This is a genomic window from Paracoccus jiaweipingae (assembly GCF_044335505.1).
GTDB lineage: Bacteria > Pseudomonadota > Alphaproteobacteria > Rhodobacterales > Rhodobacteraceae > Paracoccus.
Window position 1 is genome coordinate 540881 of the sequence record NZ_JBISBS010000001.1, and the last position, 24214, is coordinate 565094.

General features: G+C 66.6%; 20 protein-coding genes. 11 read left to right on the forward strand and 9 right to left on the reverse strand.

From position 1 onward, the window contains the following. The first annotated feature begins 6 nt into the window (after positions 1-6). From zwf to pgi, 3 genes are read left to right on the forward strand one after another with little or no spacing between them, the layout of a single operon-like run. A complete protein-coding gene (zwf, locus tag ACFXP9_RS02755) occupies positions 7-1455 on the forward strand; it encodes a glucose-6-phosphate dehydrogenase (protein WP_397209982.1) in 1449 nt (482 codons plus the stop codon). Continuing rightward, positions 1452-2129, forward strand: a complete 678-nt coding sequence (gene pgl, locus ACFXP9_RS02760) for a 6-phosphogluconolactonase (RefSeq protein ID WP_397205480.1) — start codon at positions 1452-1454, stop codon at positions 2127-2129. The genes zwf and pgl overlap by 4 nt, the downstream gene beginning before the upstream one ends. Before the next feature lie 16 nt (positions 2130-2145). Beyond that, positions 2146-3786, forward strand: a complete 1641-nt coding sequence (gene pgi, locus ACFXP9_RS02765; RefSeq protein ID WP_397205789.1) for a glucose-6-phosphate isomerase — start codon at positions 2146-2148, stop codon at positions 3784-3786. Positions 3787-4168: 382 nt separating this feature from the next. On the opposite strand, the gene ACFXP9_RS02770 is transcribed toward pgi, so the two are convergent. The 3 genes from ACFXP9_RS02770 to ACFXP9_RS02780 form a co-directional block, all read right to left on the reverse strand. Beyond that, complete coding sequence (locus ACFXP9_RS02770) at positions 4169-6019, reverse strand: M3 family oligoendopeptidase (RefSeq protein WP_397205479.1); 1851 nt, start codon at positions 6017-6019, stop codon at positions 4169-4171. A 79-nt stretch (positions 6020-6098) separates the two neighbouring features. After that, the gene (locus tag ACFXP9_RS02775) at positions 6099-7052 is read right to left on the reverse strand and encodes an alpha/beta fold hydrolase (RefSeq protein WP_397205477.1); all 954 of its coding nucleotides are present in this window, start codon (positions 7050-7052) and stop codon (positions 6099-6101) included. A gap of 4 nt (positions 7053-7056) precedes the next feature. Further along, positions 7057-7341, reverse strand: a complete 285-nt coding sequence (locus ACFXP9_RS02780; protein ID WP_397205475.1) for an SCP2 sterol-binding domain-containing protein — start codon at positions 7339-7341, stop codon at positions 7057-7059. 135 nt (positions 7342-7476) lie between these two features. Here ACFXP9_RS02780 and ACFXP9_RS02785 point away from each other — a divergent pair, with 135 nt between their 5' ends. The 5 genes from ACFXP9_RS02785 to ACFXP9_RS02805 all read left to right on the forward strand — a co-directional run bounded on the left by ACFXP9_RS02785 (position 7477) and on the right by ACFXP9_RS02805 (position 12417). After that, positions 7477-8004, forward strand: coding sequence for a tetratricopeptide repeat protein (locus ACFXP9_RS02785; protein ID WP_397205473.1), 528 nt, complete (start codon positions 7477-7479; stop codon positions 8002-8004). Further along, complete coding sequence (locus ACFXP9_RS02790) at positions 8001-10880, forward strand: helicase-related protein (RefSeq protein WP_397205471.1); 2880 nt, start codon at positions 8001-8003, stop codon at positions 10878-10880. The genes ACFXP9_RS02785 and ACFXP9_RS02790 overlap by 4 nt, the downstream gene beginning before the upstream one ends. Further along, on the forward strand, positions 10877-11206 hold the full coding sequence (locus ACFXP9_RS02795) for an RNA-binding S4 domain-containing protein (RefSeq protein WP_397205469.1): 330 nt from the start codon (positions 10877-10879) through the stop codon (positions 11204-11206). Before ACFXP9_RS02790 ends, ACFXP9_RS02795 begins: the two co-directional genes overlap by 4 nt. 55 nt (positions 11207-11261) lie before the next feature. After that, positions 11262-11600 (forward strand): ferredoxin FdxA, encoded by a 339-nt coding sequence (gene fdxA / locus ACFXP9_RS02800; RefSeq protein ID WP_397205467.1) that lies wholly within the window; start codon positions 11262-11264, stop codon positions 11598-11600. Positions 11601-11907: 307 nt separating this feature from the next. After that, a complete protein-coding gene (locus ACFXP9_RS02805; protein WP_397205465.1) occupies positions 11908-12417 on the forward strand; it encodes a CarD family transcriptional regulator in 510 nt (169 codons plus the stop codon). A gap of 138 nt (positions 12418-12555) precedes the next feature. Here ACFXP9_RS02805 and ACFXP9_RS02810 read toward each other — a convergent pair whose 3' ends face one another. Further along, complete coding sequence (locus ACFXP9_RS02810) at positions 12556-14502, reverse strand: monovalent cation:proton antiporter-2 (CPA2) family protein (protein WP_397205463.1); 1947 nt, start codon at positions 14500-14502, stop codon at positions 12556-12558. Next, complete coding sequence (locus ACFXP9_RS02815; RefSeq protein WP_397205461.1) at positions 14502-17525, reverse strand: hypothetical protein; 3024 nt, start codon at positions 17523-17525, stop codon at positions 14502-14504. Before ACFXP9_RS02815 ends, ACFXP9_RS02810 begins: the two co-directional genes overlap by 1 nt. Before the next feature lie 107 nt (positions 17526-17632). Between ACFXP9_RS02815 and ACFXP9_RS02820 the strand changes: the two genes are divergently transcribed. After that, on the forward strand, positions 17633-18574 hold the full coding sequence (locus ACFXP9_RS02820; protein WP_397205460.1) for an SIMPL domain-containing protein: 942 nt from the start codon (positions 17633-17635) through the stop codon (positions 18572-18574). Positions 18575-18647: 73 nt separating this feature from the next. On the opposite strand, the gene ACFXP9_RS02825 is transcribed toward ACFXP9_RS02820, so the two are convergent. The 3 genes from ACFXP9_RS02825 to ACFXP9_RS02835 form a co-directional block, all read right to left on the reverse strand. Further along, a complete protein-coding gene (locus ACFXP9_RS02825; protein WP_397205458.1) occupies positions 18648-19934 on the reverse strand; it encodes an O-acetylhomoserine aminocarboxypropyltransferase/cysteine synthase family protein in 1287 nt (428 codons plus the stop codon). 272 nt (positions 19935-20206) lie between these two features. Continuing rightward, positions 20207-20800 (reverse strand): peptidylprolyl isomerase, encoded by a 594-nt coding sequence (locus ACFXP9_RS02830; RefSeq protein ID WP_397205456.1) that lies wholly within the window; start codon positions 20798-20800, stop codon positions 20207-20209. Beyond that, positions 20793-21299, reverse strand: a complete 507-nt coding sequence (locus ACFXP9_RS02835) for a peptidylprolyl isomerase (RefSeq protein WP_397205454.1) — start codon at positions 21297-21299, stop codon at positions 20793-20795. Before ACFXP9_RS02835 ends, ACFXP9_RS02830 begins: the two co-directional genes overlap by 8 nt. A gap of 183 nt (positions 21300-21482) precedes the next feature. On the opposite strand from ACFXP9_RS02835, the gene ACFXP9_RS02840 reads away from it, so the two are divergent. Further along, on the forward strand, positions 21483-22685 hold the full coding sequence (locus ACFXP9_RS02840) for a phosphoglycerate kinase (protein WP_397209959.1): 1203 nt from the start codon (positions 21483-21485) through the stop codon (positions 22683-22685). Positions 22686-22812: 127 nt separating this feature from the next. Here the strand turns inward: ACFXP9_RS02840 and ACFXP9_RS02845 are convergent, their stop codons facing one another. Continuing rightward, positions 22813-23070 carry a hypothetical protein gene (locus tag ACFXP9_RS02845; RefSeq protein ID WP_397205450.1) on the reverse strand — a complete coding sequence of 86 codons (258 nt, stop codon included), beginning with the start codon at positions 23068-23070 and terminating at the stop codon, positions 22813-22815. Positions 23071-23283: 213 nt separating this feature from the next. Between ACFXP9_RS02845 and ACFXP9_RS02850 the strand changes: the two genes are divergently transcribed. Next, the gene (locus tag ACFXP9_RS02850; protein ID WP_397205448.1) at positions 23284-24213 is read left to right on the forward strand and encodes a class I fructose-bisphosphate aldolase; all 930 of its coding nucleotides are present in this window, start codon (positions 23284-23286) and stop codon (positions 24211-24213) included. Position 24214: the final 1 nt, after the last annotated feature.

Here is a 24214-nt window from a genome sequence, read left to right on the forward strand (position 1 = left end):
ACCACCATGGTTTCACGCGTCATCCCGGTCGAAGATTTCGATCTGGTCGTTTTCGGCGCGACCGGCGATCTTGCACGGCGCAAGATCATGCCGGCGCTGTTCCGGCGTTACCTTGCCGGGCAGGTGCCCGAAGGGGCGCGAATCATCGGCTCGGCCCGCACGGGTATGGACGATGCGGCTTTTCGCGACGATATGCGCGCCGCGATCACCGAATTCAGCACGGTTGCCGACCCTGCGGCGCTGGACGGTTTTCTGAACCATCTGGGCTATGTCACGGTCGATGCGCGCGGCGATGGCGGCTGGGACGATCTGCGCGCACGGCTGCGTCCGGGGGTGGTGCACGCGTTCTATTTCTCGGTCGGGCCGGCGCTGTTCGGGGATCTGGCGCAGGGGCTGTCGCGGCATGGCATGGCGGATGATCAGGCGCGGATCGTGGTGGAAAAGCCCTTTGGGCGCGACCTTGGCTCGGCCCGCGCGCTGAACCAGGTGCTGGCGCGGCATTTCGACGAAAGCCAGATTTACCGCATCGACCATTACCTTGGGAAGGAAACGGTTCAGAACCTGATGGCGGTGCGCTTTGCCAATATGTTGTTCGAGCCGCTGTGGAATGCGCAATATGTCGATCACGTCCAGATCACTGTGGCCGAAACGGTCGGGGTCGGCGGTCGCGGCGATTATTACGACAAATCCGGCGCCATGCGCGACATGATCCAGAACCACATGATGCAGCTTTTGTGTCTGATCGCGATGGAGCCGCCCTATCATTTCGACCCGGATGCGGTGCGCGACGAAAAGCTGAAGGTGATCCGCGCGTTACAGCCGGTTGCCGCGCAGGATGTGGTGCGCGGCCAGTATCAGGCGGCGGATGGTCAGGCGGGCTATGCCCAGGATGCCGGTGACGCCGCCAGCCGCACCGAAAGCTTCGTGGCGATGAAGGTCGGCATTTCGAACTGGCGCTGGACCGGGACGCCGTTTTACCTGCGCACCGGCAAGCGGCTGCGCGCCCGCACCAGCGAAATCGCCGTGGTGTTCAAGGAACCGCCGCATTCCATCTTTGACGAGGCCGAACAGCCCCGCGCCAATGAACTGGTCATCCGCCTGCAACCCAATGAGGGGATGAACCTGAAGGTGATGATCAAGGAACCGGGGCCGGGCGGGATGCGGCTGGTGCAGGTGCCGCTGGATATGTCCTTTGCCGAGGCGCTGGGACCGGACGGCACCGATATGCCCGACGCGTATGAACGGCTGATCATGGATGTCATCCGCGGCAACCAGACCCTGTTCATGCGCGGCGACGAGGTCGAGGCCGCATGGCACTGGATCGACCCGATCATTCGCGGCTGGGAAGACAGCAGCGCCGCCCCCGAACCCTATGATCCGGGCACCAGGGGCCCCGAGGAATCGCTGCGGCTGATGCATCGCGACAATCGCCGCTGGCGGGAGATCCGGTCATGAGCGACGAATTCATCACTTATCCCGACCGCGAGATGCTGGCGATTTCGCTGGCCGACCGCATTGCCGGGCAACTGGCCCAACATCTGCGCACACAGGACCGCGCGACGCTGTGCGTGCCCGGCGGCACCAGCCCGGTTCAGGTGTTCGAGACCCTCTCGGGGGCGGATCTGGACTGGCAGCGGGTGACGGTGCTGCCCGGCGATGAACGGTGGGTGCCGGGCGGTCACAAGCGCTCGAACGGGCGCCTGCTGCGCCGGCATCTGCTGAAAGACAGGGCCGCGGCTGCGCGGATGGTCGATCTTTATGACGCCATCGCCACACCGCAGGACGCCGCGCCGGTGCTGTCGGACCGGGTCCAGCCCCTGCTGCCGCTGACCGTGACGCTGTTGGGGATGGGCCATGACATGCACACGGCCAGCCTGTTTCCCGGCGCACCGGGTCTGGCGGCGGCGCTGGCCCCCGACGCCCCGGCGGTTCTGCCGGTGACAGGCGCCAACACGGACGAGCCGCGCATCACCCTGTCGGCGCGGGCCTTGCGCGATTCGATCAGCACCCATCTGCTGATCTTCGGCCCCGAGAAACGCGCCGCGTTCGAGGCCGCCGCCAGCCTGCCCCCGACCGACGCACCGATCCGCGCGGTCATGGGCAATCTGGTGGTGCATTGGGCGGAATAAGGAACAGGGCATGACATTGCGTAACATCTGGCAAAACCTGCGCGACCATCGCGCGGCCACGCAATCGCAGGGTATCCGCGCGCTGTTCGCCGCCGACCCGGACCGTGCGGCGCGGTTCACGCTGCGCGCCGGGGGACTGGTTCTGGACTGGTCCAAGACCGCCATCGACGACGCTGCCCGCGATCTGTTGCTGACCCTTGCCCGCGACGCCGGGGTCGAGGCACGGCGGGACGCGATGTTTTCCGGCGCCCGCATCAACCAGACCGAGGACCGCGCCGTGTTGCACACTGCCTTGCGCGCCGCGAATGGCCCGGTGCTGGTGGATGGTCAGGATGTCATCGGACCGGTCCACGACACGCTGGCGGCGATGCGGCACTTTGCATCGGGGCTGCGCGACGGGCGCATTGCCGGTCAGGGCGGGCGGTACCGCGATGTGGTCAATATCGGCATTGGCGGGTCGGATCTGGGACCGGCGATGGCGGTTCGGGCGCTGGCGCCCTTTCATGACGGACCGCGTCTGCATTTCGTCAGCAATGTCGATGGTGCCGATATTGCCGATACGCTGGACGGTCTTGACCCGGAAACGACGCTGGTGATCGTGGCGTCCAAAACCTTTACCACCACTGAAACCATGACCAACGCCCAGACCGCGCGGCGCTGGATGGCGGCGCGCGTGGCCCAACCGGCGCGGCAATTCGTGGCGTTGTCCAGCGCCGCAGACCGGGTGGCCGACTGGGGCATTCCCGACGATCAGGTGTTTGGTTTTGCCGATTGGGTGGGCGGGCGTTATTCGGTCTGGGGGCCGATCGGGCTGTCGCTGATGATCGCCATCGGCCCGGATGATTTCGACGCGTTTCTGGCCGGTGCCCGCGCCATGGACGACCATTTCCGACAGGCCCCGCTGGCTGCGAATTTGCCGGTGGTGCTGGCGCTGGTGGGGATCTGGCATCACCAGATCTGCGGCTATCCGACCCGCGCGGTGCTGCCCTATGATAACCGGCTGGCGCGGCTGCCCGCCTATCTGCAACAGCTTGAAATGGAATCGAACGGCAAAGCTGTGGCGATGGATGGCAGCGATCTGTCCATGCCCGCAGGTCCCATCGTCTGGGGCGAGCCGGGGACAAACGGTCAGCACGCCTTTTACCAGTTGATCCATCAGGGGCGGCAGGTGGTGCCCTGCGAATTCATCCTGCCCGCGCGCGGCCACGAACCGGCGCTGGATCATCATCACCGTTTGCTGATGGCCAATTGTCTGGCGCAGGCGCAGGCGCTGATGCTGGGGCGCGATCTGACGGCGGCGCGGGCGCTGATGCAGGCCGCCGGGTTGTGCGGTCCCGAGCTGGAGCGGCAGGCGCGGCACCGGGTGTTTCCGGGGGACCGGCCCTCGACCCTGCTGCTGATCCCGCGGACCACGCCCTTCACGCTGGGCCAGATCATCGCGCTGTATGAGCATCGTGTTTTCGTCGAAGGGGTGATTCTGGGCATTAACAGCTTTGACCAGTGGGGGGTCGAACTGGGCAAGGAACTGGCCATGCGGCTGGAACCGCTGCTGGATGGGCAAGAGGTTCCGGGGCAGGATGGCTCGACCCGGCTGCTGGTGCGTGAAATCCGCACCATGCGCGCCAATCCTGAAGGGGGCGCTGGCGGCGACGCCTGACCGCCCGAGGTTCCCACCGGAGATCACTGGGCCGCAGGCCGTGGGCGCGGCACATCCGGGGCCGCCGTGATCGCAAAGCGCCGGGGCAGTCCCATCCGCCGCAATGGGCGTTTAGAAACCGTCAAGGGCGACCTGCGCCCTGCCGCTGCCAGCGCGTGTTGGTGGCTGACGGGCATAAGATAACGAAAGCTGGCCGCAGATGCCCACAGCCCTGAAAGGGGCCGATGATCAGTCGTGAAGAAATTTTTTCAAGGGCCAGAGGGTGTTAGGCGCGGTGGCCTTGAACGGGTGCCTGACGGATCATTCCCGCGGCAGACCGGGGCACCGCCCGCAGGCCGCCCTGCCTGACCGCGCGTGACGGACAGGCAGGGGGCAAGCGGCCTCAGGCCTCCATCGCTTCCAGCTCGTCGATGAAGCCTTCGATCATCGACAGGCCCTTGTCCCAGAAAGCAGGGTCGCTGGCGTCAAGCCCGAACGGGGCCAGCAATTCGCGGTGATGCTTGGACCCGCCAGCGCGCAGCATGTCGAAATATTTATCCGCAAAGCCTTCGGGGGCGGCCTCGTAAGCGGCATAAAGCGCGTTCACCAGCCCGTCGCCAAAGGCATAGGCATAGACATAAAACGGCGAATGCACGAAATGCGGGATATAGGTCCAGAAGGTTTCATATCCGGGCATATATTCGAACGCATCCCCCAGCGATTCATGCTGAACCTGCATCCACAGCGCGTTGATATCCTCGGGGGTCAGTTCCCCCTCGGCGCGGGCGGCGTGCAGGCGGCATTCGAAATCGTAAAAGGCGATCTGGCGCACGACCGTGTTGATCATATCCTCGACCTTGCCGGCCAGCAGGGCCTTTCGCTGAACCGGGTCGGTGGTGTGGGCCAGCAGCTTGCGGAAGGTCAGCATTTCACCGAACACGCTGGCGGTTTCGGCCAGCGTCAGCGGTGTCGATGCCAGCAATTCCCCCTGCGACGCCGCCAGCCGCTGATGCACGCCGTGGCCCAGCTCATGCGCCAGCGTCATAACGTCGCGCGGTTTGCCCAGATAGTTCAGCATCACATAGGGATGCACATCGGTCACGGTCGGGTGGGCAAAGGCGCCCGGCGCCTTGCCCGGCGTGACGCCCGCGTCGATCCAGCCGCTGGTGAAGAAGGGCTGTGCAAGATCGGCCAGACGCGGGTCGAACCCGGCATAGGCCGACAGCACGGTATCGCGCGCCTCGTCCCAGCCAATATCGCGCGGGGTTTCGGTCGGCAGCGGGGCGTTGCGGTCCCAGACCTGCAACTTGTCCAGCCCCAGCCATTTGGCTTTCAGCCGGTAATAGCGGTGCGACAGGCGCGGATAGGCCTTGGTGACGGCGTTGCGCAGGGCCTCGACCACCTCGGGTTCGACATCATTGGACAGGTGGCGCGCCGTCTGCGGGGTGGGCATTTTGCGCCACTGATCCTCGACCGCCTTTTCCTTGGCAAGGGTGTTGTGGATGCGGGCAAACAGCTTGACCGTCTTGCCAAACCCCTCGGCCAGGGCGCGGGCGCCGGCCTCGCGCCGGCTGCGGTCGTGATCCGACAGCAGGTTCAGCGTGGCCTCGATCCCCAGATCCGCGCCATCGACATTGAAGGTCAGGCCAGCGGTGGTTTCGTCAAACAGCTTGTTCCACGCGCTGGCGCCGACAACGGAATTGTCGTGCAAGAACTGCTCCAGCTCATCCGACAGTTGATAGGGGCGCATGGCGCGCATCCGGTCAAAGACCGGCTTATAGCGCGCCGGGCCGCCCTGTGCGGTAAAGACCGCCCTGTAAGTTTCATCAGGAATGCGGTTGAATTCCAAAGAGAAAAACACCAGTGGCGTGGTAAAGCGGGTGATCTTGTCCTGAAGGTCCGACAGCATTTTGGCGCGCGCGCCATCGGTGGTGTTCTGGTAATAGCGCAGACCGGCATAGGACATGATGCGCCCGCCGATCAGGTCGATGTCCTCGTATCGGGTGACGGCGTCCAGCATCTGCGCGGGTGTCAGATCGGCCAGTTTGCCCTGATAGTCGCGGGCGAAATCGGCGCAGGCCACCTCGAGCCGGGTCAGATCGGCGGCCAGTTCCGGCGCATCGGGCGCGGCATAAAGATCGGTCAGATCCCAGACCGGCAGATCAGCGGGGGCGGCTGGCGCGCTGTGCGCGGCCTCGGGTGCGCGGGTCGGCTGGGGGGCGGGGGCCAACGGGTGGCTCAGTGCATTCAGCATGTCTTATCCTTTCGTTAACCCCGATCTGTCAGTTGCCCTGTCGCTGTTCAAGGCGCGTGCAAGAAAATGTGTCAGGTATTCATCCGCCATGGCGCCCAAACAGATCCAGCGCGGCGTTCAGGAACAGGTCGCGCCGGGCGGGGGTGTCAAACAGCACCTCGTGCCGGGCGCCGTCGATGCTGACCAGCCTTGCGCCGGGCCAGTCCGCGATGCGCTGGCGAATGGCGGGGGGGCTGACGATCTGTTCGTCCGAACCAAGCGAGGCCAAGGCCGGCAGGTCAGGTGCGGGCAAGTGCGACAGCCGCGCCGATTCGGCCAGCGCGGTGGCGACCCAGCCAAAGGTCGCCCCGCCAAGCGTCAGATCGGGCCAGAAGGCGGCCTCGGTCACCAGACGGGACCAGTTTGCGGGGCAGGGGGTCAGCAGGTTATCAGCAAAGCCAGCGGACAGAACATAGGTCTGCTGACCCCGCCCGCCCGAGCCCGGAACCGTCCGCCTGCGCAGCCCGATGGCCGAGGCGGCCGCGGCAACCCCCTGCGCCAGCACCGGCGGCAGCGGGTTGCGGATCCCCCACATCGGCGCCGAAAACGCCGCGCTGACGACCGGCAGGCCGTCATGCAGCGCCGCCAGCCCGATGGCCCCGCCCATCGAATGGGCCAGCAGATGCCAAGGCTGCGGCAAAGACAATTTCTGGGCGGCGACGATCAGTTCGACGACATCGCGCTGATAATCGGCAAATGCCGCGACATGGCCGGGGCGCGGGTCATCCAGCAGCCGGTCGGACGCGCCCTGACCGCGCCAGTCGATCCCCAGAACCGCGAAACCGGCGGCCAGCAGATCGCGGGCCACCCGGTCGTATTTTTCCAGATATTCGGTCCGGCCGGGGAACAGCAGCACCGTCCCCCGCGCCGGCGGGCCGTCGGGCGCGCGCCACAGCGCCGCCCGCAGCCGCACCCCGTCATCGGCCCGCAGCCAGAAGGCGCGCGCCGGCGATTCGGCATCGCCGTCAAGCCGATGGAACGGGGCCGCCTGCATCGCCTCAGGCCAGCGCGGCGGCCAGCTTCATCGCGGTGCCCATGGCACCGTCCAGCTTCAGCTTGCCGGTCATGAACGCGGTGGTCGGGTTGACATTGCCTTCCAGAATGCCCTGAAACGTCTCGCGGCTGGCGGTCAGGGTGACGTCGGTCTCCTCGTCCCCGGCGCGGGCGCCGGACTGGTCGATGACGATGGCGCCTTCGCCCTCGATCACGAATTTCGCGCTGCCGTCAAAGCTGGAAATCTTTTTGTTCAGCGCCTCGACCGCGCCATTGATCACGTCACTCATATCCATTCCTCCTGTTCAAGCGACGGCTGGCACCTGCCCGCCGCCTTGGTTACAACCGTGACCATGACGAGGCGCAGCCCCCTTTACCATCGTGTCGTCGCGGCATTTAGCACCGCGCTGGTTACGATTTGGTTAATGATCGCGCTTTTTTCCACAGCATTTGCCGAAAATGCGCAAGACCCCGCGCGCGATCCGCTGGAAAGCCGCTTTCGCGCACTGGCTGAACCGCAGGGCGAGGGCTGGCGCATCGCCGAGGCCGACATCCTGCGGGCATGGGCGCAGTCGGGGTCAGCGGCGATGGACCTGCTGCTGCAACGTGGCGAGGCCGCGATGGACGAGGGCGACGCCATCACCGCCATCGGCCATCTGACCGCGCTGACCGATCACGCCCCCGGTTTTGCCGAAGGCTGGCGCGCACGGGCCGAGGCCCTGGCCCTGACCGGCCGCAGCGGTCCGGCGCTGGCCGATCTGTGGCGCTGCCTGTCGCTTGAGCCGCGCCATTTCGCCGCGCTGACCCGGCTGGGGGCGATTTTGGAAGACACTGGCAAGGACGATGCCGCGCTGGCCGCCTATGACCGGTCGCTGGCCATTCACCCGCACCAGCCCGAGGCGCTGGATGGCCGCGCCCGCATCTTGCAACGAAAACAGGGGGTGGCCCTATGAGCCGCGTGACCGCCGTTCTTGGCCCGACCAATACCGGCAAGACCCATTACGCGGTCGAACGGATGCTGGCCCACCGCACCGGGGTGATCGGCCTGCCGCTGCGCCTGCTGGCGCGCGAGGTTTACGACCGCATCGTCAAGGCGCGCGGCCCGTCGGTGGTGGCGCTGGTCACCGGCGAGGAACGTATCGTCCCCAACCGCGCCCAATACTGGGTCGCCACCACCGAGGCGATGCCCGAAATCGCCGCCGATTTCGTCGCCATCGACGAAATCCAGATGTGCGCCGACCCCCAGCGCGGGCATGTCTTTACCGACCGCCTGCTGAATATGCGTGGCCTGCACGAAACCCTGTTGCTGGGGTCCGACACCATGCGATCGGCCATTGCCGCGCTGGTGCCGGGGGTGCAGTTTTTGCGCCGCGAACGGTTTTCCACCCTGACATGGGCGGGGTCGAAAAAGCTGTCGCGAATGCCGCCGCGTTCGGCCATCGTGGGGTTCAGCGTCGATGACGTCTATGCGATGGCGGAACTGCTGCGCCGCCAGAAGGGCGGCTGTGCGGTGGTGATGGGGGCGCTGTCGCCGCGCACGCGCAATGCGCAGGTGGCGATGTATCAGGCGGGCGAGGTTGACTATCTGGTTGCCACGGATGCCATCGGCATGGGGCTGAACCTCGATATCCGCCATGTCGCCTTTTCCGCCACGCATAAATTCGACGGTCGCCGGATGCGGCCGCTGTTTCCGCATGAACTGGGCCAGATCGCGGGCCGCGCCGGGCGCCACACCGAACCGGGCACCTTCGGCGTGACCGGCGATGCCGAGATCCCCGAAGAAGGCGTGATTGCCGCGATCGAGGAACACCGCTTTGCCCCGATCCAGCGCCTGATGTGGCGCAATGCCGCGCTGGAATACGGCACGCTGGACCGGCTGGTCACCAGCCTCGAGGCCGCGCCCGCCAGCGAATGGCTGACCCGTGGCCGCGAGGCCGAGGATATGGCGGCGCTGAAGGCGCTGCGCGACCTGCCCGAGATCCGCGACCGCATTGCCGGTCCCAAAGATGTGCGTCTGCTGTGGGATGTCTGCCGCATCCCGGATTTTCGCGGCATTTCGCCGGCTGAACATACCGGTCTGCTGGCGCGGATCTTTGATTTTTTGCATGATCGCGGACAGGTGCCCTCGGACTGGCTGGCGGGTCAGGTTGACCGCATCGACCGCACCCATGGCAATATCGACGCGATTTCGCGGCGATTGGCATTTATCCGCACATGGACCTATGTGGCGCAGCGCCCCGGCTGGGTTCAGGACGAAAGCCATTGGCGCGACGCGACGCGCGCTGTAGAAGACCGATTGTCGGATGCGCTTCACGCGGCTCTGACGCAAAGATTCGTGGACCGGCGCACTTCGGTTTTGCTGCGGCGGCTCAAGCAGAAGGAAGCACTGGTGGCCGAGGTTAACGACAAGGGCGAAGTGGCGGTCGAGGGCGAATTCGCCGGCCGTCTTGAGGGGTTCCGGTTCAGGGCCGACCCGGCGGCGGCAGGGGATGAGGCAAAGATGCTGAACCGCGCCGCCTATGAGGCGCTGCGCCCCGAATTTCATCTGCGCGCCGACCGCTTCTATAACGCGCCCGATACCGAGCTGGATTTCACCGAACAGGGCGGGCTGATGTGGGGCGATGCCGCGGTCGGCAAGCTGGTCAGGGGTGACGAGCCGCTGAAACCCCGCGTTCAGGCCTTTGTCGATGACGAAGCCGGGGCCGAAATTGCCGACAAGGTGACGCGCCGTCTTCAGCATTTCATCGACCGCAAGATCGCGGCGGGCTTCGAGCCGATGATCGCTATGCAAAAGGACGAGGCCCTGACCGGTCTGGCCCGCGGCTTTGCCTTCCGTCTGGTCGAGGCGCTGGGGGTGCTGCCGCGCCAGCAGGTCGCCGCCGAGGTCAAGGATCTTGACCAAGAGGCCCGCGGCGCGCTGCGCAAGCATGGCGTGCGTTTCGGCCAGTTCACCGTGTTCATGCCGGCGCTGCTGAAACCCGCGCCGACCCGGCTGCGGCTGGTGCTGTGGTCGCTTACCGAGGGGCTGGACGAATTCCCCGAAAGCCCGCCCCCCGGTCTGGTCACCATCCCCAATATCAAGGACGTGCCGGAAGGTTATTATACGTTGTCCGGCTATCGCCCCGCGGGGGAACGCGCCATTCGCATCGACATGCTGGAACGTCTTGCCGATATGCTGCGCAGTCAGGACAGCCGCGCGGGTTTCGAGGCCAATGCCGACATGCTGTCGATCACCGGCATGACGCTGGAACAATTCGCGGATCTGATGCAGGGGCTTGGCTATCAGGCGCAGCGCGGCCTGCGTGAAAAGACCCGCCCCGCCATTGCCGAACCCGCGCCACAGCCCGGGGCTGACACCCCCGGCGACGCCCCCCTGACCGAGGAGGAACCGGTTCTGGCAGCGCAGAAACGGGCCGAATGGGACGCCCAACAGGCCGCCGCCAAAGCCGCCGCCGATGCCGGGGCCGAAGCCGGGGCCGATGCCCCCGCAGCTGAGGGTGCTGAGGGTGCTGAGGGTGCTGAGGGTGGCGAAGCCGCCGCGCCCGAGCAAGAGGTGTTTTACACCTTCACATGGGCACCGCGTCCGCGTGCCGGCGGCAACCGCCGCCCGCGTCAGGATGGCGACCAGCCGCGCGAGGGGCGTCAGGGCAAAGGCCCGCGCCGCGACCGCACCAGTGACGAAACCGGTCGTCCCAAGGGCAAGAAGGGCAAGCCCGGTGGCAAACCGCAGGGTGCCAAACAATTCAGCGCCCGCCCGCCCAGGGCCGATAAGCCCATCGACCCTGACAACCCCTTCGCGGTTCTGGCGGCGCTGAAAAACAAGTCGTGACGCAAGGTCGCAAACCCGCGCCCGCCATCGCCGGACAGGCCGATGGCGGGCGTATTCGTCTGGACAAGTGGCTGTTCCATGCGCGGTTTTTCAAAACCCGCGGGCTGGCCTCGGACCGCATTGCGGCGGGTGGGGTGCGGGTCAACGGCCAGCCCTGCCGCAAACCGGGGCGGTTTGTCATGCCCGGCGATCAGGTCACGGTTTCGGTTCAGGGTCACGTCCGGGCGGTGCGCGTTCTGGCGCCGGGAACCCGGCGCGGTCCCGCCCCCGAGGCCGCCTTGCTGTATGACGCGCTGTCGCAGACCCCGTCCGAACCCCTTGAATGATGCCGCGCAGCCCGCTAGGTGACAGGGCGCAAGTAACGCGAATGGGGTTCAGGCAATGACTTACGTCGTCACCGACAACTGCATCATGTGCAAATACACCGATTGCGTCGAGGTGTGTCCGGTCGATTGCTTTTACGAGGGCGAAAATACGCTGGTCATCCACCCCGATGAATGCATCGACTGCGGTGTGTGCGAGCCTGAATGCCCGGCTGACGCCATCCGCCCCGATACCGAACCGGACATGGAACCTTGGGTGGAATTCAACCGGAAATATGCCGATCAGTGGCCGGTGATCACCCGCAAAAAAGACCCGATGCCCGGTTATCAGGAAATGGATGGGGTTCAGGGCAAGCTGGAAAAATATTTCAGTCCCGCGCCCGGTGAAGGCGACTGATTCGCTTCACAACCGCGTGCAACAGCTGCCCCGATAACGGCAAATTGCTGTTTTTCATGGGGGTTTGGTTGCGATTGTGGCAATGTTTGCGCTGAACAGGCCGCTTTTTCAGCGGCCTTTTTTGTGATATATTATCGTTACATTCGTGGACTGGCCGGACCCGGCGCTGTCATTTGCCGGGCCGGTTCTGTCTGTTTTCCCGCGCCGTCTGCCCGGCGTGGCAAGGATAAAGATTAACAGGACGCGCCATCCGGCCCTTGGGTCGGGCGGGTCTGAACGTGTCGAAAGGCACCAACTGGAGAGCATCATGGCCAAAGCCAAGACCCCCGATTTCCGCCCCGATGACTTTGTCGTATATCCCGCCCATGGCGTCGGCAAGATCGTCTCGATCGAAGAGCAGGAAGTCGCCGGCATCAAGCTGGAAATGTTCGTCATTTCCTTTGAAAAGGACAAGATGACGCTGCGGGTGCCGACCCAGCGCGCGACCGAGATCGGGATGCGCGGTCTGTCCTCGCCGGATCTGGTCGAACAGGCGCTGACGACACTGAAAGGCAAGGCGCGGGTCAAGCGTGCCATGTGGTCGCGTCGCGCGCAGGAATATGAACAAAAGATCAATTCGGGCGATCTGCTGGCCATTGCCGAGGTGGTGCGCGACCTGCACCGCAATGACGAACAGCGCGAACAATCCTATTCCGAGCGTCAGCTTTACGAGGCCGCGCTGGACCGCCTGACCCGCGAGGTCGCAGCCGTCAGCGGCGTTGACGAGGCCAATGCCCAGGCCCGCGTCGACGAGGTTCTGACCAGCCGCGCGGCCTGAGATCGCGGACCGAAAGATAAAATCCGATGTAAAAAAGCGCCCTGCGGGGCGCTTTTTTCTGGCCTGTTAACCGGATGGAAAGCTTCGCGGGCGCAAACAGGGGGCATGATTGGTCTGTTCGCCCTGATTCTGTTCTGCCTATGCCTCCGGGCTGCTTTGGCGCCGTGCGGCGTCGCGCCCGCCGGGGCGGCTGTCCATCAGTCCGTGTTCCGGCTCTGCATCGTTTTCCGCGATCGGGGCGGCGGCGGGGCCGTGGCTGAACCGCTCGATCAGGGCGTTTTCCAGCACTTTGTTCAGGTCCTGACTGCGGCGGATATATTCGGGGTTTTCCTCGGTCGGCACCCCCGGCCGCCAGACATCCGCCAGTTCGCGCAGATTGGCGCGGTCAAGCCGGTAAAAGATCTTTTCCAGCTCGGACGCCTCGTATTCCGACAGGCCGACATTCTCCAGCACATAACGCCCGGCGCGCAGGCTGCTGTCGAACATTTCGCGCACGATATGATTGGCCCCGGCGGCGTAAAGGTCATACACGCCCACACGGTCGCGGGCACGGGCGATGATCACCAGATCAGGGCGCTCTTGCCGGACGTAACGCACCAGTTTCAGGTTCGCCTTGGGGTCGTCCAGCGCCGCCACCAGCACCCGCGCCTCGGCCAGACCTGCTGCGGTCAGGATCTCGGGGCGGGTGGGGTCACCGAAATAGCCCTTGAAGCCAAAGCGCCGCATCAGCTGGATGACCTTCAGGTCATGGTCCAGAACCGTTGTGCGAAAGCCCGACAGGGTGACCAGCCGGTTCACCACCTGACCAAAGCGCCCGACCCCGGCGATGATGATCGGTTCCTGATGCTCGATCTCGTCCGCCTCGGGGCCGCTGCGCGCCTCGGTCATGCGCCTGACGACCACGTCATGCAGGATGAACAGCATCGGCGTTGCCAGCATGGACAGGGCGATCACCATCAGGAACACCTGTGCCGATGTCTGGTCGAAAATGCTCAGCGACACGGCGTAGGAGATCAGGACGAAACCGAACTCGCCCGCCTGTGCCAGCGACAGCGTAAACAGGGTGCGTTCGCGCGCGGCCATTTTCATCAGCCGGGCGACGGAAAACAGAATGCCGGCCTTCAGCCCGATCAGCGCAATGGTCAGGGCCGGCACCAGCATCGGGTTTTCCGCCAGAATGCCGAAATTCATCCCCGCCCCCACGGTGATGAAGAACAGCCCCAGCAGCAGCCCCTTGAACGGCGCGATCTGGGCCTCCAGTTCGTGCCGGAACTCGGACCCCGCCAGCATCACCCCGGCCAGAAATGTGCCAAGCGCCGGCGACAGCCCGACAAGGTTCATCAGCGAGGCAATGCCAACCACGATCAGCAGGGAAAACGCAGTGTCCAGTTCGTTCAGCTTGGCGGCGTGAACGAAGCGGAACACCGGGCGGATCAGATATTGGCCGATCAGGATCACCACTGCCACCGCCGCCAGCGTGATCAGCGCCGCGCCCCAGCCCGGCAGGCTGGCCATCAGCGCGTGGCTGATATTGCCGTCATGTTCCCCCGGCATCGTCCCACCCGACAGGCCGGCCCCCGCCAGCAGCGGCAACAGGGCGATCATCGGGATCACCGCGATGTCCTGGGTCAGCAGAACCGCAAAGGCGTTGCGCCCGCCCGGTGTCTGCATCAGGTTCTTTTCCGACAGGGTCTGCACCACGATGGCGGTCGAGCTGAGGGAAAAGATCATCCCCAAGGCCAGCGCGACCCGCCAGTCCTGCCCCAGCAGCAGCATCAGCGCCGCGATCAGGAACATCGTTGCGGTCACCTGCAACCCGCCCAAGCCCAAAAGGCGATGGCGCATATTCCACAGCGCGCGGGGTTCCAGTTCCAGCCCGATCAGAAACAGCATCATCACCACGCCGAATTCGGCAAAATGTTGCAGGTCCGCCATTTCGCTGCCGGCCAGTCCGGTGACCGGCCCGATGACGATGCCGGCCATCAGATAACCCAGAACCGATCCCAGCCCCAGCCGGGCCGAGATCGGGACCGCGATCACCATGGTCATCAGATAGATTGTGGCCAGCAGCAGAAAGGTTTGCATTATCGTCCGTTCAGAATGGTCAATTGATAGGCGCGTCCGCTTTTCACATACTGCACCCGTCCATCGCCGATGGCATTGATGGTGCCCCCGTCGATCCGGTCGCCGATGCGCACCGTCACCACCTTGCCATTGCGCAGGCGGATCAGGCCACGGCTGGCCTTGCCGGCGCCAATGACCCCGATCAGCTGGGTGCGGCGTGTGTCCATCGCCCGGTTCTGGGTTGCGGCCCTGGCCACGCTGCCCGATGCCGCGACACCTTCTGCGCCCCGGATTTCGGGCTCGTTATCCAGCTCTTGCGGGACATAGGTCTGGTTGCGGGCCGCTGCGGCGCGTTCCTCGGCGGCGGCCTGTGCGCGGGCGCGGGCTTCGGCGGCGGCACGGGCCTGGGCCTCGGCCTTGGCGTCGGCGGCGGCGCGGGCACGGGCGCGGGCCTCGGCCTGGGCCTGAAGCTGTTCGTCCTGACGCAGCCGCGCCGCCAGTTCGGCCGGGCTTGGGTCGTCAGGGTCAGCCGGTGCTGCCGCGCCGGTGCCGGCCCGGGCCGGGGGCGCGGCGGTTTCGGGCTGGGTCGCGGCAGGCGGGCTGACCCGGCCCGAGCGTCGGGGCGGGATCGGGGAAGATGCCAGAACCTGGCTGGCGCTGTTGCCGGGGGACAGGGCGGTATCGGCAATGGCGGCGGCTATGGCGCCTTCGACTGCGCTGCCGGACAGATTGGCGGTCGAGGGGTTTCCGGCACCACCGGCCCTTGCCGCGCCCTGACCCCGCCGCGCCGGTCGCGCCGATACGCGAAGCCCGCCCGAGGTCGTCAGGGCGGGCGTGGCGGGGCTGTCGGGAAGGGCGGCGGTGCTGCCGGTGGCGCGATGCGTTGCCGGGGGGCGCTCGGACTGGTCCATTGCCTGCGTCAGTGCGCTGTCAATGGCACGGCTTTGGCCTGCGGAACCGGCGCGATCCGGGGCCGGGGCGGCGGACTGTCGCGGTTTGCGCGTGGGCCGAACCTGCGCCAGCACCACGGGCGCCGCCTGCTGGCCAAACATCATTGCGGTGTCCAGCAGCGCGGCATGGCGCGGGGCATCATCGGCCACACGCGCCAGCCGCAGCGGGTCATAGCTGCCGCCCGGCAAGGCCCGGCGCGCCAGATCCGTGCCGATGCTGGCGGTCAGGGCCAGCACCGGTGCCTGATCCGGTACCAGCGCGCCCTGACGAGCGGGCCGGGACTGGGGCCGGGGCGATCTGTTCAGTTGCGGGTCGGTTGCGGGCTGCGGGGCTGCGACCGGTGGCGCGGCAGGGGCGGCCCTCTGCGTGGGGCTGGTGGTGCCGGGGCGTTGTCTGGGGCGGCTGCCATCGACGCGCGGGGTGGGGGTGCGGCTGGCCTCGAACGGCAGCGGGTTTTGCGGCACGCTGGGGGCCGCATCGCGGGCTGCGGCGGGCGCGGCGCGGCTGGGGGCAGCACCCGGCCGGGCCGAGCGTGTCAGCCCGGTCGCGTTGCGTGGCGCGGCAGTGACGCCGTCCTGATCGGGCGCGGCAGTGCCGCTGGCCGCAGGGCGGGGGCCGGGGCGGCTGGCGGGCCGGACAGGGCTGCGCGGCGGTGTTGCCCCGGCCGTGGCTGCGGGCGGCTGGGTCGGGGCGGGGGCTGTGGTCCCGGACGGTGTGGTCTGGGCCGTGCCATCCGTTTGCGGGCTGTCGGCGCCGGCCTGTGCGGCGGGGGCGGCGCGGCGCTGTGCCTGCGGGATCGGGGCGGGCGGCACGGCGGCGCCGGTGGCGGTTGTCAGCGGCGAAATGGCGGCCGTGGCGCGCGGTGCGCTGGCGGTGGCGGGCCGGGGTTGGGGTGCCTCGGTCGCGGGGGGCGGTGCGGTGGTCGCGTTTGTGCGCGGTGCTGTCACCGCTGCGCGGTCAGGCTGTGCCGGGTCGGGGGCGGGTGACCCCGGCGCAAAGATCCAGACCGCAAGGATCGCCACCACCAGACCGGCCAGCAGCGGCAGGATGGCAGGCAGATCGCGGCGCGCACCGGCTTTGGCCGGGGCGGCGCTGTGGGGCGCGACGGACTTGACCGCGCGGGCCGCCGCGGCGCGGTCCAGCACGGCCTGCGCGCGGGCGGGCAGGGGTTTGACGGCCTCTGCGGGCGCGCTGGCGGGCGCGGCATGGCGGATCACCGCCCGGGTGGCGGTGGCATTGTCGGTTTGCGGGGGCTGGTCGGGCGCGGTGTCGGCCAGTGGCAGCGGAATGCTGGCAGCGGTGACGCCAGCCGCATCGCCGGGGTCTGGCAGGGCTTGGGTCGCCGCTGGCCCGCGCCCGTCAAAGCCGCCGATTTTGAGGGCGGTCGGTGCGGCGTCGGGGCGTTGCCGGTCAGCGGTGGGTGGCAACGGTGTCATCGTCGGTTCGGGGCTGGTGCCCGCGTCGGTCTTGGCGGCTGTGGCGGACGGGGCGATGTAATGCGGCGGTATGGCACTGATGGGCGCGGGCAGCGCGGCGTCATGTGCCGGGACCACCGGCGTCGGGGCCTTGGCTGGCGCAGCGACGGGCACAGCGGGCGTGGCGGCGGGGGCCGTGGGCCAGTCCGGCGCGTTTCCGGGTGTCAGGGTAAAGACCGGGGGGCGCGGGAACTGCTGCGGTTCGGGTGTCGCGGTGAAATCGCTGATGGCAAAGCCGTGACGGGTAACGAAATCGCGCGCCTCGTGCAGGGTCTGGCGCACCAGTGCGGCGACCTGCACCCCGGTGTCATCGGGCTGCCAGTCAAAGGCCAGATCCGCCACCGGATAAGGGGTCAGCCCGACCAGCGCGTCGCGCACCGCCTGGGGGCGCGGGGCCACGGTCAGCCGGGTATACAGCAACTGATCGGGCGGCAGGATCACCGTCACCGCCGGGTCGCTGCCATCGGCGGGGGCGATGGCGCGGCGCAGGGTTGCGACCTGTGGCGCGTCAAAACCGGCCTGTGCCACGGGCAGCCAGCGCCCGTCACGCCACACGTTCAGATGCACGGCGTCATCGGTAAAGGACAGGGCGTGGTGCCCGCTGTCGGTCTGCTGCATCGAATTGCCCTCGGGGGTGCCGGGGGTTGGCCGCCCGGTTGTGTTGTTGTGCTTAACCGACAGCTAACCCAAATCGGCTGATGAGGGAAGCATCACGCCAAAGTGTGATGAACGATTTCGCCCCTGCCGCGTTGATCCGCGACCCCGTTCCGATGGAGACGTCCACCATGTTCGACCCCCGCAAACCTGCCCTGATCGCCCTGCTGTCCATGGCCGCCGTTCCGGCCATGGCGCAGCAGGCCCCCGGCACCATGCCGCCCGCCGCCTATGACCATCAGGCCCCGGCACGCCTGACCGTTACCGGCATGGCCGAGATCCGTCAGGCCCCCGATCTGGCCATCCTCAGCGTTGGTGTCAGCGCGCAGGCCGACACGGCGCAGGCGGCAATGGCCGATAATGCCAAACGCCTGTCGCAGGTGATCGGCAAGCTGACCGAGGCCGGCCTGCAAAAGGCCGATATGCAGACCGCAGGCCTGTCGCTGTCGCCGCGTCAGGATTATTCGCAAGAGGGCAAGCCCCCCCGGCTGGTGGGATATGAGGCGCGCAATATGCTGGTGCTGCGGATCACCGATCTGGACGGGCTTGGCGCGGTTCTGGACAGTCTGGTCGCCGCCGGCGCGAATGAGATCAACAATATCCAGTTCGCGCTGAAAGACCCGGCCAGCGTGATGGATCAGGCCCGTGATGCGGCGGTGCGCGACGCCATCCACCGTGCCGGTATTCTGGCCGCTGCCGCCGGTCAAAAGCTGGGACCGGTGGTGTCGATCACCGAACAGGGCGACAGCCTGTCGCCGCCGATGCCGGTGATGCGTGCCATGGCCGCCGAGGCCGGGGGCGCAACCCCGATCGAGGCGGGTGAGGTCGCGCAGCAGGCGGCAGTTCAGGTGGTTTTTGGCCTGATGCCCGATGACGCCGATCACAAGGCGATTCCGCAAATGGGCCACCAGCCCGAACCGGGGGCGGCGGACCCCGCCGCTGGCCCGGCAACCGATGCGGGCGCGGATAATGCTGGCACGGATGTGGATACAGACACCGCCCCCGCGAACTGACGGCTGATGCCGGGCGATGTCCCGGAAAGGATTGCCCCGCGCCACGCTTTGCCGGCGCGGGGTTTTTGATGGCTCAGCCCGCGGCGGCGGCCAGCGCCTGATCCAGATCCGCGATCAGGTCGGCGGCGTCCTCGGTGCCGATGGACAGGCGCACCACCTCGGGTCCGGCCCCGGCGGCGCGCTGCTGATCCTCGGTCAGCTGGCGGTGGGTGGTCGACGCGGAATGGATCACCAGCGACCGCGTATCGCCCAGATTGGCCACATGGCTGAACAGCTTCAGCGCCTCGACAAAGCGCACCGCCGCGTCATAGCCGCCCTTGATTTCAAAGGTGAACAGCGCCCCGGCCCCCTTGGGACAGATGCGCGCCACGCGGTCGGACCACGGCGAATCCGCCAGCCCGGCATAGGTCACGCGGGCAACGCCCGGATGCGCGGCCAGATGCTGGGCCACCTTTTGCGCGTTTTCGACATGGCGCTGCATCCGCAGGGGCAGGGTCTCGACCCCCATCAGCGTGTAATGCGCCGCTTGCGGGTTCAGCGTCATCCCCAGATCGCGCAGCCCGATGGCAATGCCGTGGAAGGTGAAGGCAAGACTGCCGAAGGTTTCGTGGAATTTCAGCCCGTGATAGGCGGGTTCCGGGGCCGACAGGCTGGGGAATTTATCACTGGCCGACCAGTCGAAGCGCCCGGAATCGACCACCACGCCGCCGGTCACGGTGCCGTTGCCGGTCAGGTATTTGGTCAGCGAATGCACCACCAGCGTGGCGCCATGTTCGATCGGGCGGCACAGCCAGGGCGTGGCCAGCGTGTTATCCACGATCAGCGGAATACCGGCCTCGTCCGCGATTTTGGCCATCGCGTCCAGATCGGTGACATAGCCGCCGGGGTTCGAGATCGATTCGCAGAAAATCGCGCGGGTGTCGTCGTCGATTGCCGCGCGCACCGCGTCGGCGTCATCCAGATCGACAAAGCGCGCCGACCAGCCAAAGCGTTTGATGGTCTGGCCGAACTGGGTGATGGTGCCGCCATAAAGCCGGGTCGAGGCCACGATGTTCAGCCCCGGCCCCATCAGCGGGAACAGCGCCATGATCTGGGCCGCGTGCCCCGAGGAACAGCACACCGCCCCGGCGCCCCCCTCAAGCGCGGCAATGCGGTTTTGCAGCGCCGCCACGGTGGGGTTGGTCAGCCGGGAATAGATATAGCCGACCTCTTGCAGGTTAAACAGTTTCGCGGCGTGGTCGGCATCGCGGAACTGGTAAGCGGTGGTCTGATAGATCGGCACCTGACGGGCGCCGGTGGCGGGGTCGGGCGCGGTGCCCGCGTGAATGGCAGCGGTGTCAAAGCCCCAGTTATCGGCCATGGTTTGTCCTCCTCGGTCTGTCGCATTGCCGCGCAGGCTAGGGCGGGGCGCGCTGCGGCGCAATGCCCCGGTGCCCGGCCGTGGCCTGTTTGCGCGGCGACTGGCGGTGGCAACAGCGCATGGCTTCCCCCGCCCGGCACCGCGACGCGGCGGTTTTTCTGTGCCTGCTGCGTCCGGGGGAAAACAAATCCCCGGCTGGCCGGGGCGGGCACCGGATGCGCCATAAAAAAAGGGGCCTTGGAACAGGCCCCTTTCACCGGCGATGGGGCGGGTTATTCCTGAATGGTGACGCGCGCCATATAGTCGGGCTTGTCGACCGCGCCATTGGCGGCGGCATTGCCCTTCTTGACCGCGTTCAGCACGTCCCAGCCCTCGATCAGCTGGCCGACAACTGTGTATTGGCCGTCCAGAAACGGCGCCGGGGCCAGGTCGATAAAGAACTGGCTGTTGGCGCTGTCGGGGCTTTGGCTGCGGGCCATGCCAACGGTGCCGCGCTGGAACGAGACATCGTTGAATTCCGCCTTCAGGTCGGGCATTTCCGACCCGCCCATGCCGGCCATGCCGGTATCGCCGCCCTGACGGCCATATTGCACATCGCCGGTCTGGGCCATGAAACCGTCGATCACGCGGTGAAACACCACGCCGTCATATTTGCCGGCCTTGGCCAGTTCGACCAGACGGGCAACGTGGTTGGGGGCCTTGTCGGCGTAAAGATCCAGAACGATCTGACCCTTGGCCGTGCCATCGGCGGCGGCGACCTCGATCACCATGTTGGGGCCGGGGCCGTCGGTGACACCGGGCAGGCCCCCGGCCTGCGCCATGCCTGCCAGCGACACCAGCGCCGCACCCAGAACCAGCTTACGCATCGGCGGCCACCTTGACGCTGATCATGCGGTCGGGGCTTGCGGGCGGCTCGCCACGGGCGATCTTGTCGACATGCTCCATCCCCGCGATCACGCGGCCATAGACGGTGTACTGGCCGTTCAGAAAGTGGTTGTCCTTGAAGTTGATAAAGAACTGGCTGTTGGCGCTGTTGGGGTTCATAGACCGCGCCGCCCCCAGCGTGCCACGGTCATGCGGCAGCTTGGAAAATTCCGCCGGCAGGTCGGGCAGGTCGGACCCGCCGGTGCCCGCGCGCGACGGGTTCCAGCCGCTTTCCATATTGGCATGTTCCACATCGCCGGTCTGGGCCATGAAGCCGTCGATCACGCGGTGAAACGCAACATTGTCATAGGCGCCTTTGCGGGCCAGCTCCTTCATACGTTCGGCATGCTTGGGGGCCACGTCGGGCAACAGCTCGATGGTGACAGGACCATCCTTCAACTCGATGATGATGGTGTTTTCGGGGTCTTTGATCTCGGCCATCGCGGGCTCCTTCCTCGGGATGTTGCTTGGCGCCGGACGCTATGCGCGGCGCGTCGGAAAGGCAACGCCCCACCGATATGAAAGGTCCGTGACACCGCTGCGAGTTGACGAAAAGTTCATCATCCGCGATTACTGCGCCCCAGGAACATATCAACCCCGATACACAGCAAAAGGACCGGCCCCATGGCGGATTTCAACACGATCGACGATCTGGATCTGGACGGCAAGGTCGTGCTGGTCCGGGTCGATATCAACGTCCCGGTCGCGGACGGGCGCGTCACCGACGCCACCCGGATCGAAAAGATCGTGCCCACGGTCAAGGATATTCAGCAAAAGGGCGGGATGCCGGTGCTGCTGGCGCATTTTGGCCGCCCAAAGGGCCAGCGTGTCGACAGCCTCAGCCTGAAACAGGTGATCCCCGCGCTTGAGGCCGCCTTGGGCCAGCCCGTCGGCTTTGCCGAGGATTGCATCGGCGGTCCGGCCAAGCGCGCGGTCGCGGCGATGCAGCCGGGCGATGTGGTGCTGTTGGAAAACACCCGCTTCCACGCGGGCGAGGAAACCAATGACGCCACCTTTGCCGCCTCGATCGCGGCGCTGGGGCAGGCCTATGTCAACGACGCCTTTTCCGCCGCCCACCGCGCCCATGCCTCGACCGAGGGGGTGGCGCGGCTGCTGCCCGCCGCCGCCGGCCGCCTGATGGAGGCCGAACTGAAGGCGCTGGACGCGGCCCTTGGCAACCCCGAACGCCCGGTCTGCGCGGTGGTCGGCGGGGCCAAGGTCTCGACCAAGCTGGAACTGCTGTCGAACCTGATCGAGAAGGTCGACCATCTGGTCATTGGCGGCGGCATGGCCAACACATTCCTGGTCGCGCAGGGGGTCGAGGTCGGCAAATCGCTGGCCGAACGCGACATGGCCGATACCGCGCGCGACATTCTGGCCAAGGCGAAATCGGGCGGATGCCAGATCCATCTGCCGGTCGATGTGGTTGTGGCGCGCGAATTCGCCGCCAATGCCCCGTCCGAGGTGGTGCCCGCCAATGCCTGCCCTGCGGATGCGATGATCCTTGACGCCGGCCCGCAAAGCGTCGAGGCGATCCGCGCCCTGTTCGCCAATTGCCGGACGCTGATCTGGAACGGCCCGCTTGGCGCCTTCGAGATCGCCCCCTTCGACGCCGCCACCAATGCCGCCGCACAGGCCGCCGCGGCGCTGACCCGCGATGCGCAACTGGTCTCGGTCGCCGGGGGCGGCGATACGGTCGCGGCCCTGAACAAGGCGGGCGTTGCGGATGATTTCACTTATATTTCAACCGCTGGCGGTGCTTTCCTCGAATGGATGGAGGGCAAGGACCTGCCCGGCGTCACCGCCCTGATCGAGGCCCGTCGCTGAACGGACGCACCCGACCGGCCCTGCGCGGCGGTTCGCCCGCCCGCGCGATGAAGCCGCGATAAAAATGCCCCGCCCATTCGTTGGGCGGGGCATTTCCGTTTCCGAAACAACCGGGCGGGGCGGCTGGTTATTGCGCCGGGGCCGGGCTGTCATCGGCTGTCGGCACCTCGGGGGCGGCGGGGGCGGTGCTGGCCGGGTCGGCCGGTGCCGGAACCTGTGCCGAGGCCGGGTCCGACGTGGCGCGGGTGGCGTCACCCGGCGGCGGGGCATCGGCGGTGAACCACAAAAACGCCGCGGCGGCGACGCCAAGGGCCACCAGAATGGCAATGATCGCAGGCCAGTGGTTACTGGCGGCGCGTGGCGGGACCGGGTCGTTATGGGACATGCGGGCTTCCTTTCGCGGCGTTACCCGACCACAACCGCCCGCGCCCCGGCCCGGTTCCGCCCACCGGGGGGCAGCGGCGGCGAAAAACCGCCCCCACGGCGCCGATCTGCCAAGCCTCACAGGACGTTAGCGCGATCAGGATTGCGATGCGCGGGCAGTCTGCTAAACCCCCCGCCAAAGCGACATGCCAACCACCTGAAAGCGGAGTATCCGATGCAGATGACCGATACCGTCAAGAAAATCCTCGCCAATTACGAGGGTGAAAACCCCGGCGTGAAAGGCAATCTGGCCCGGATGCTGATGACCGGCAAGCTGGCTGGCACCGGCAAGATGATCATCCTGCCCGTCGATCAGGGCTTTGAACACGGCCCGGCCCGCAGCTTTGCCCCCAACGCGGCGGGTTACGACCCGCATTATCACTATCAGCTGGCGATCGACGCGGGCCTGAACGCCTATGCGGCGCCGCTGGGGATGCTCGAGGCCGGGGCAGACACCTTTGCCGGCCAGATCCCGACCATCCTGAAATGCAACAGCGCCAACAGCCTGATGTCGGGCACCGCTGGCAAGAACCAGGCGCTGACCGCCTCGGTTCAGGATGCGCTGCGCCTTGGCTGTGCGGCCATCGGCTTTACCATCTATCCGGGTTCGGACATGGCGCTGGATATGTTCGAGGAAATCGCGGAAATGCGCGCCGAGGCCGCCTCGGTCGGCATCCCGACGGTGATCTGGTCCTATCCGCGCGGCGAGGCGATCAGCAAGGACGGCGAAACCGCCATCGACATCGCCGCCTATGCCGCCCAGATCGCGGCGCTGCTGGGGGCGCATATCATCAAGATCAAACTGTCCACCGACCATCTGGAACTGCCCGAGGCCAAAAAGGTCTATGAGGATCAGCAGATCGACATCAGCACCATGGCCAGGCGCGTGCAGCACTGCATGGATGCGTCCTTTGGCGGTCGCCGCATCGTCGTCTTCTCGGGCGGGGCCAAGAAGGGCGCCGACAGCGTTTACGACGATGCCCGCGCCATTCGCGACGGCGGCGGCAATGGCTCGATCATCGGGCGCAACAGCTTCCAGCGCTCGCGCGAGGATGCGCTGGCCATGCTGGACAAGCTGGTGGGCATCTATCAGGGCAAGGAATAAG

Bases quoted from the DNA above. Each gene is read 5' to 3' on its own strand.
- ACFXP9_RS02805 (WP_397205465.1), top strand. From the start codon at position 11,908: ATGGCCAAAGCCAAGACCCCCGATTTCCGCCCCGATGACTTTGTCGTA.
- ACFXP9_RS02850 (WP_397205448.1), top strand. From the start codon at position 23,284: ATGCAGATGACCGATACCGTCAAGAAAATCCTCGCCAATTACGAGGGT.
- ACFXP9_RS02810 (WP_397205463.1), bottom strand. From the start codon at position 14,502: ATGCAAACCTTTCTGCTGCTGGCCACAATCTATCTGATGACCATGGTG.
- fdxA (WP_397205467.1), top strand. From the start codon at position 11,262: ATGACTTACGTCGTCACCGACAACTGCATCATGTGCAAATACACCGAT.
- ACFXP9_RS02815 (WP_397205461.1), bottom strand. From the start codon at position 17,525: ATGCAGCAGACCGACAGCGGGCACCACGCCCTGTCCTTTACCGATGAC.
- ACFXP9_RS02770 (WP_397205479.1), bottom strand. From the start codon at position 6,019: ATGCTGAATGCACTGAGCCACCCGTTGGCCCCCGCCCCCCAGCCGACC.
- ACFXP9_RS02775 (WP_397205477.1), bottom strand. From the start codon at position 7,052: ATGCAGGCGGCCCCGTTCCATCGGCTTGACGGCGATGCCGAATCGCCG.
- ACFXP9_RS02785 (WP_397205473.1), top strand. From the start codon at position 7,477: ATGATCGCGCTTTTTTCCACAGCATTTGCCGAAAATGCGCAAGACCCC.
- ACFXP9_RS02845 (WP_397205450.1), bottom strand. From the start codon at position 23,070: ATGTCCCATAACGACCCGGTCCCGCCACGCGCCGCCAGTAACCACTGG.
- ACFXP9_RS02780 (WP_397205475.1), bottom strand. From the start codon at position 7,341: ATGAGTGACGTGATCAATGGCGCGGTCGAGGCGCTGAACAAAAAGATT.
- zwf (WP_397209982.1), top strand. From the start codon at position 7: ATGGTTTCACGCGTCATCCCGGTCGAAGATTTCGATCTGGTCGTTTTC.
- ACFXP9_RS02840 (WP_397209959.1), top strand. From the start codon at position 21,483: ATGGCGGATTTCAACACGATCGACGATCTGGATCTGGACGGCAAGGTC.
- ACFXP9_RS02790 (WP_397205471.1), top strand. From the start codon at position 8,001: ATGAGCCGCGTGACCGCCGTTCTTGGCCCGACCAATACCGGCAAGACC.
- ACFXP9_RS02825 (WP_397205458.1), bottom strand. From the start codon at position 19,934: ATGGCCGATAACTGGGGCTTTGACACCGCTGCCATTCACGCGGGCACC.
- ACFXP9_RS02830 (WP_397205456.1), bottom strand. From the start codon at position 20,800: ATGCGTAAGCTGGTTCTGGGTGCGGCGCTGGTGTCGCTGGCAGGCATG.
- ACFXP9_RS02820 (WP_397205460.1), top strand. From the start codon at position 17,633: ATGAACGATTTCGCCCCTGCCGCGTTGATCCGCGACCCCGTTCCGATG.
- ACFXP9_RS02835 (WP_397205454.1), bottom strand. From the start codon at position 21,299: ATGGCCGAGATCAAAGACCCCGAAAACACCATCATCATCGAGTTGAAG.
- pgl (WP_397205480.1), top strand. From the start codon at position 1,452: ATGAGCGACGAATTCATCACTTATCCCGACCGCGAGATGCTGGCGATT.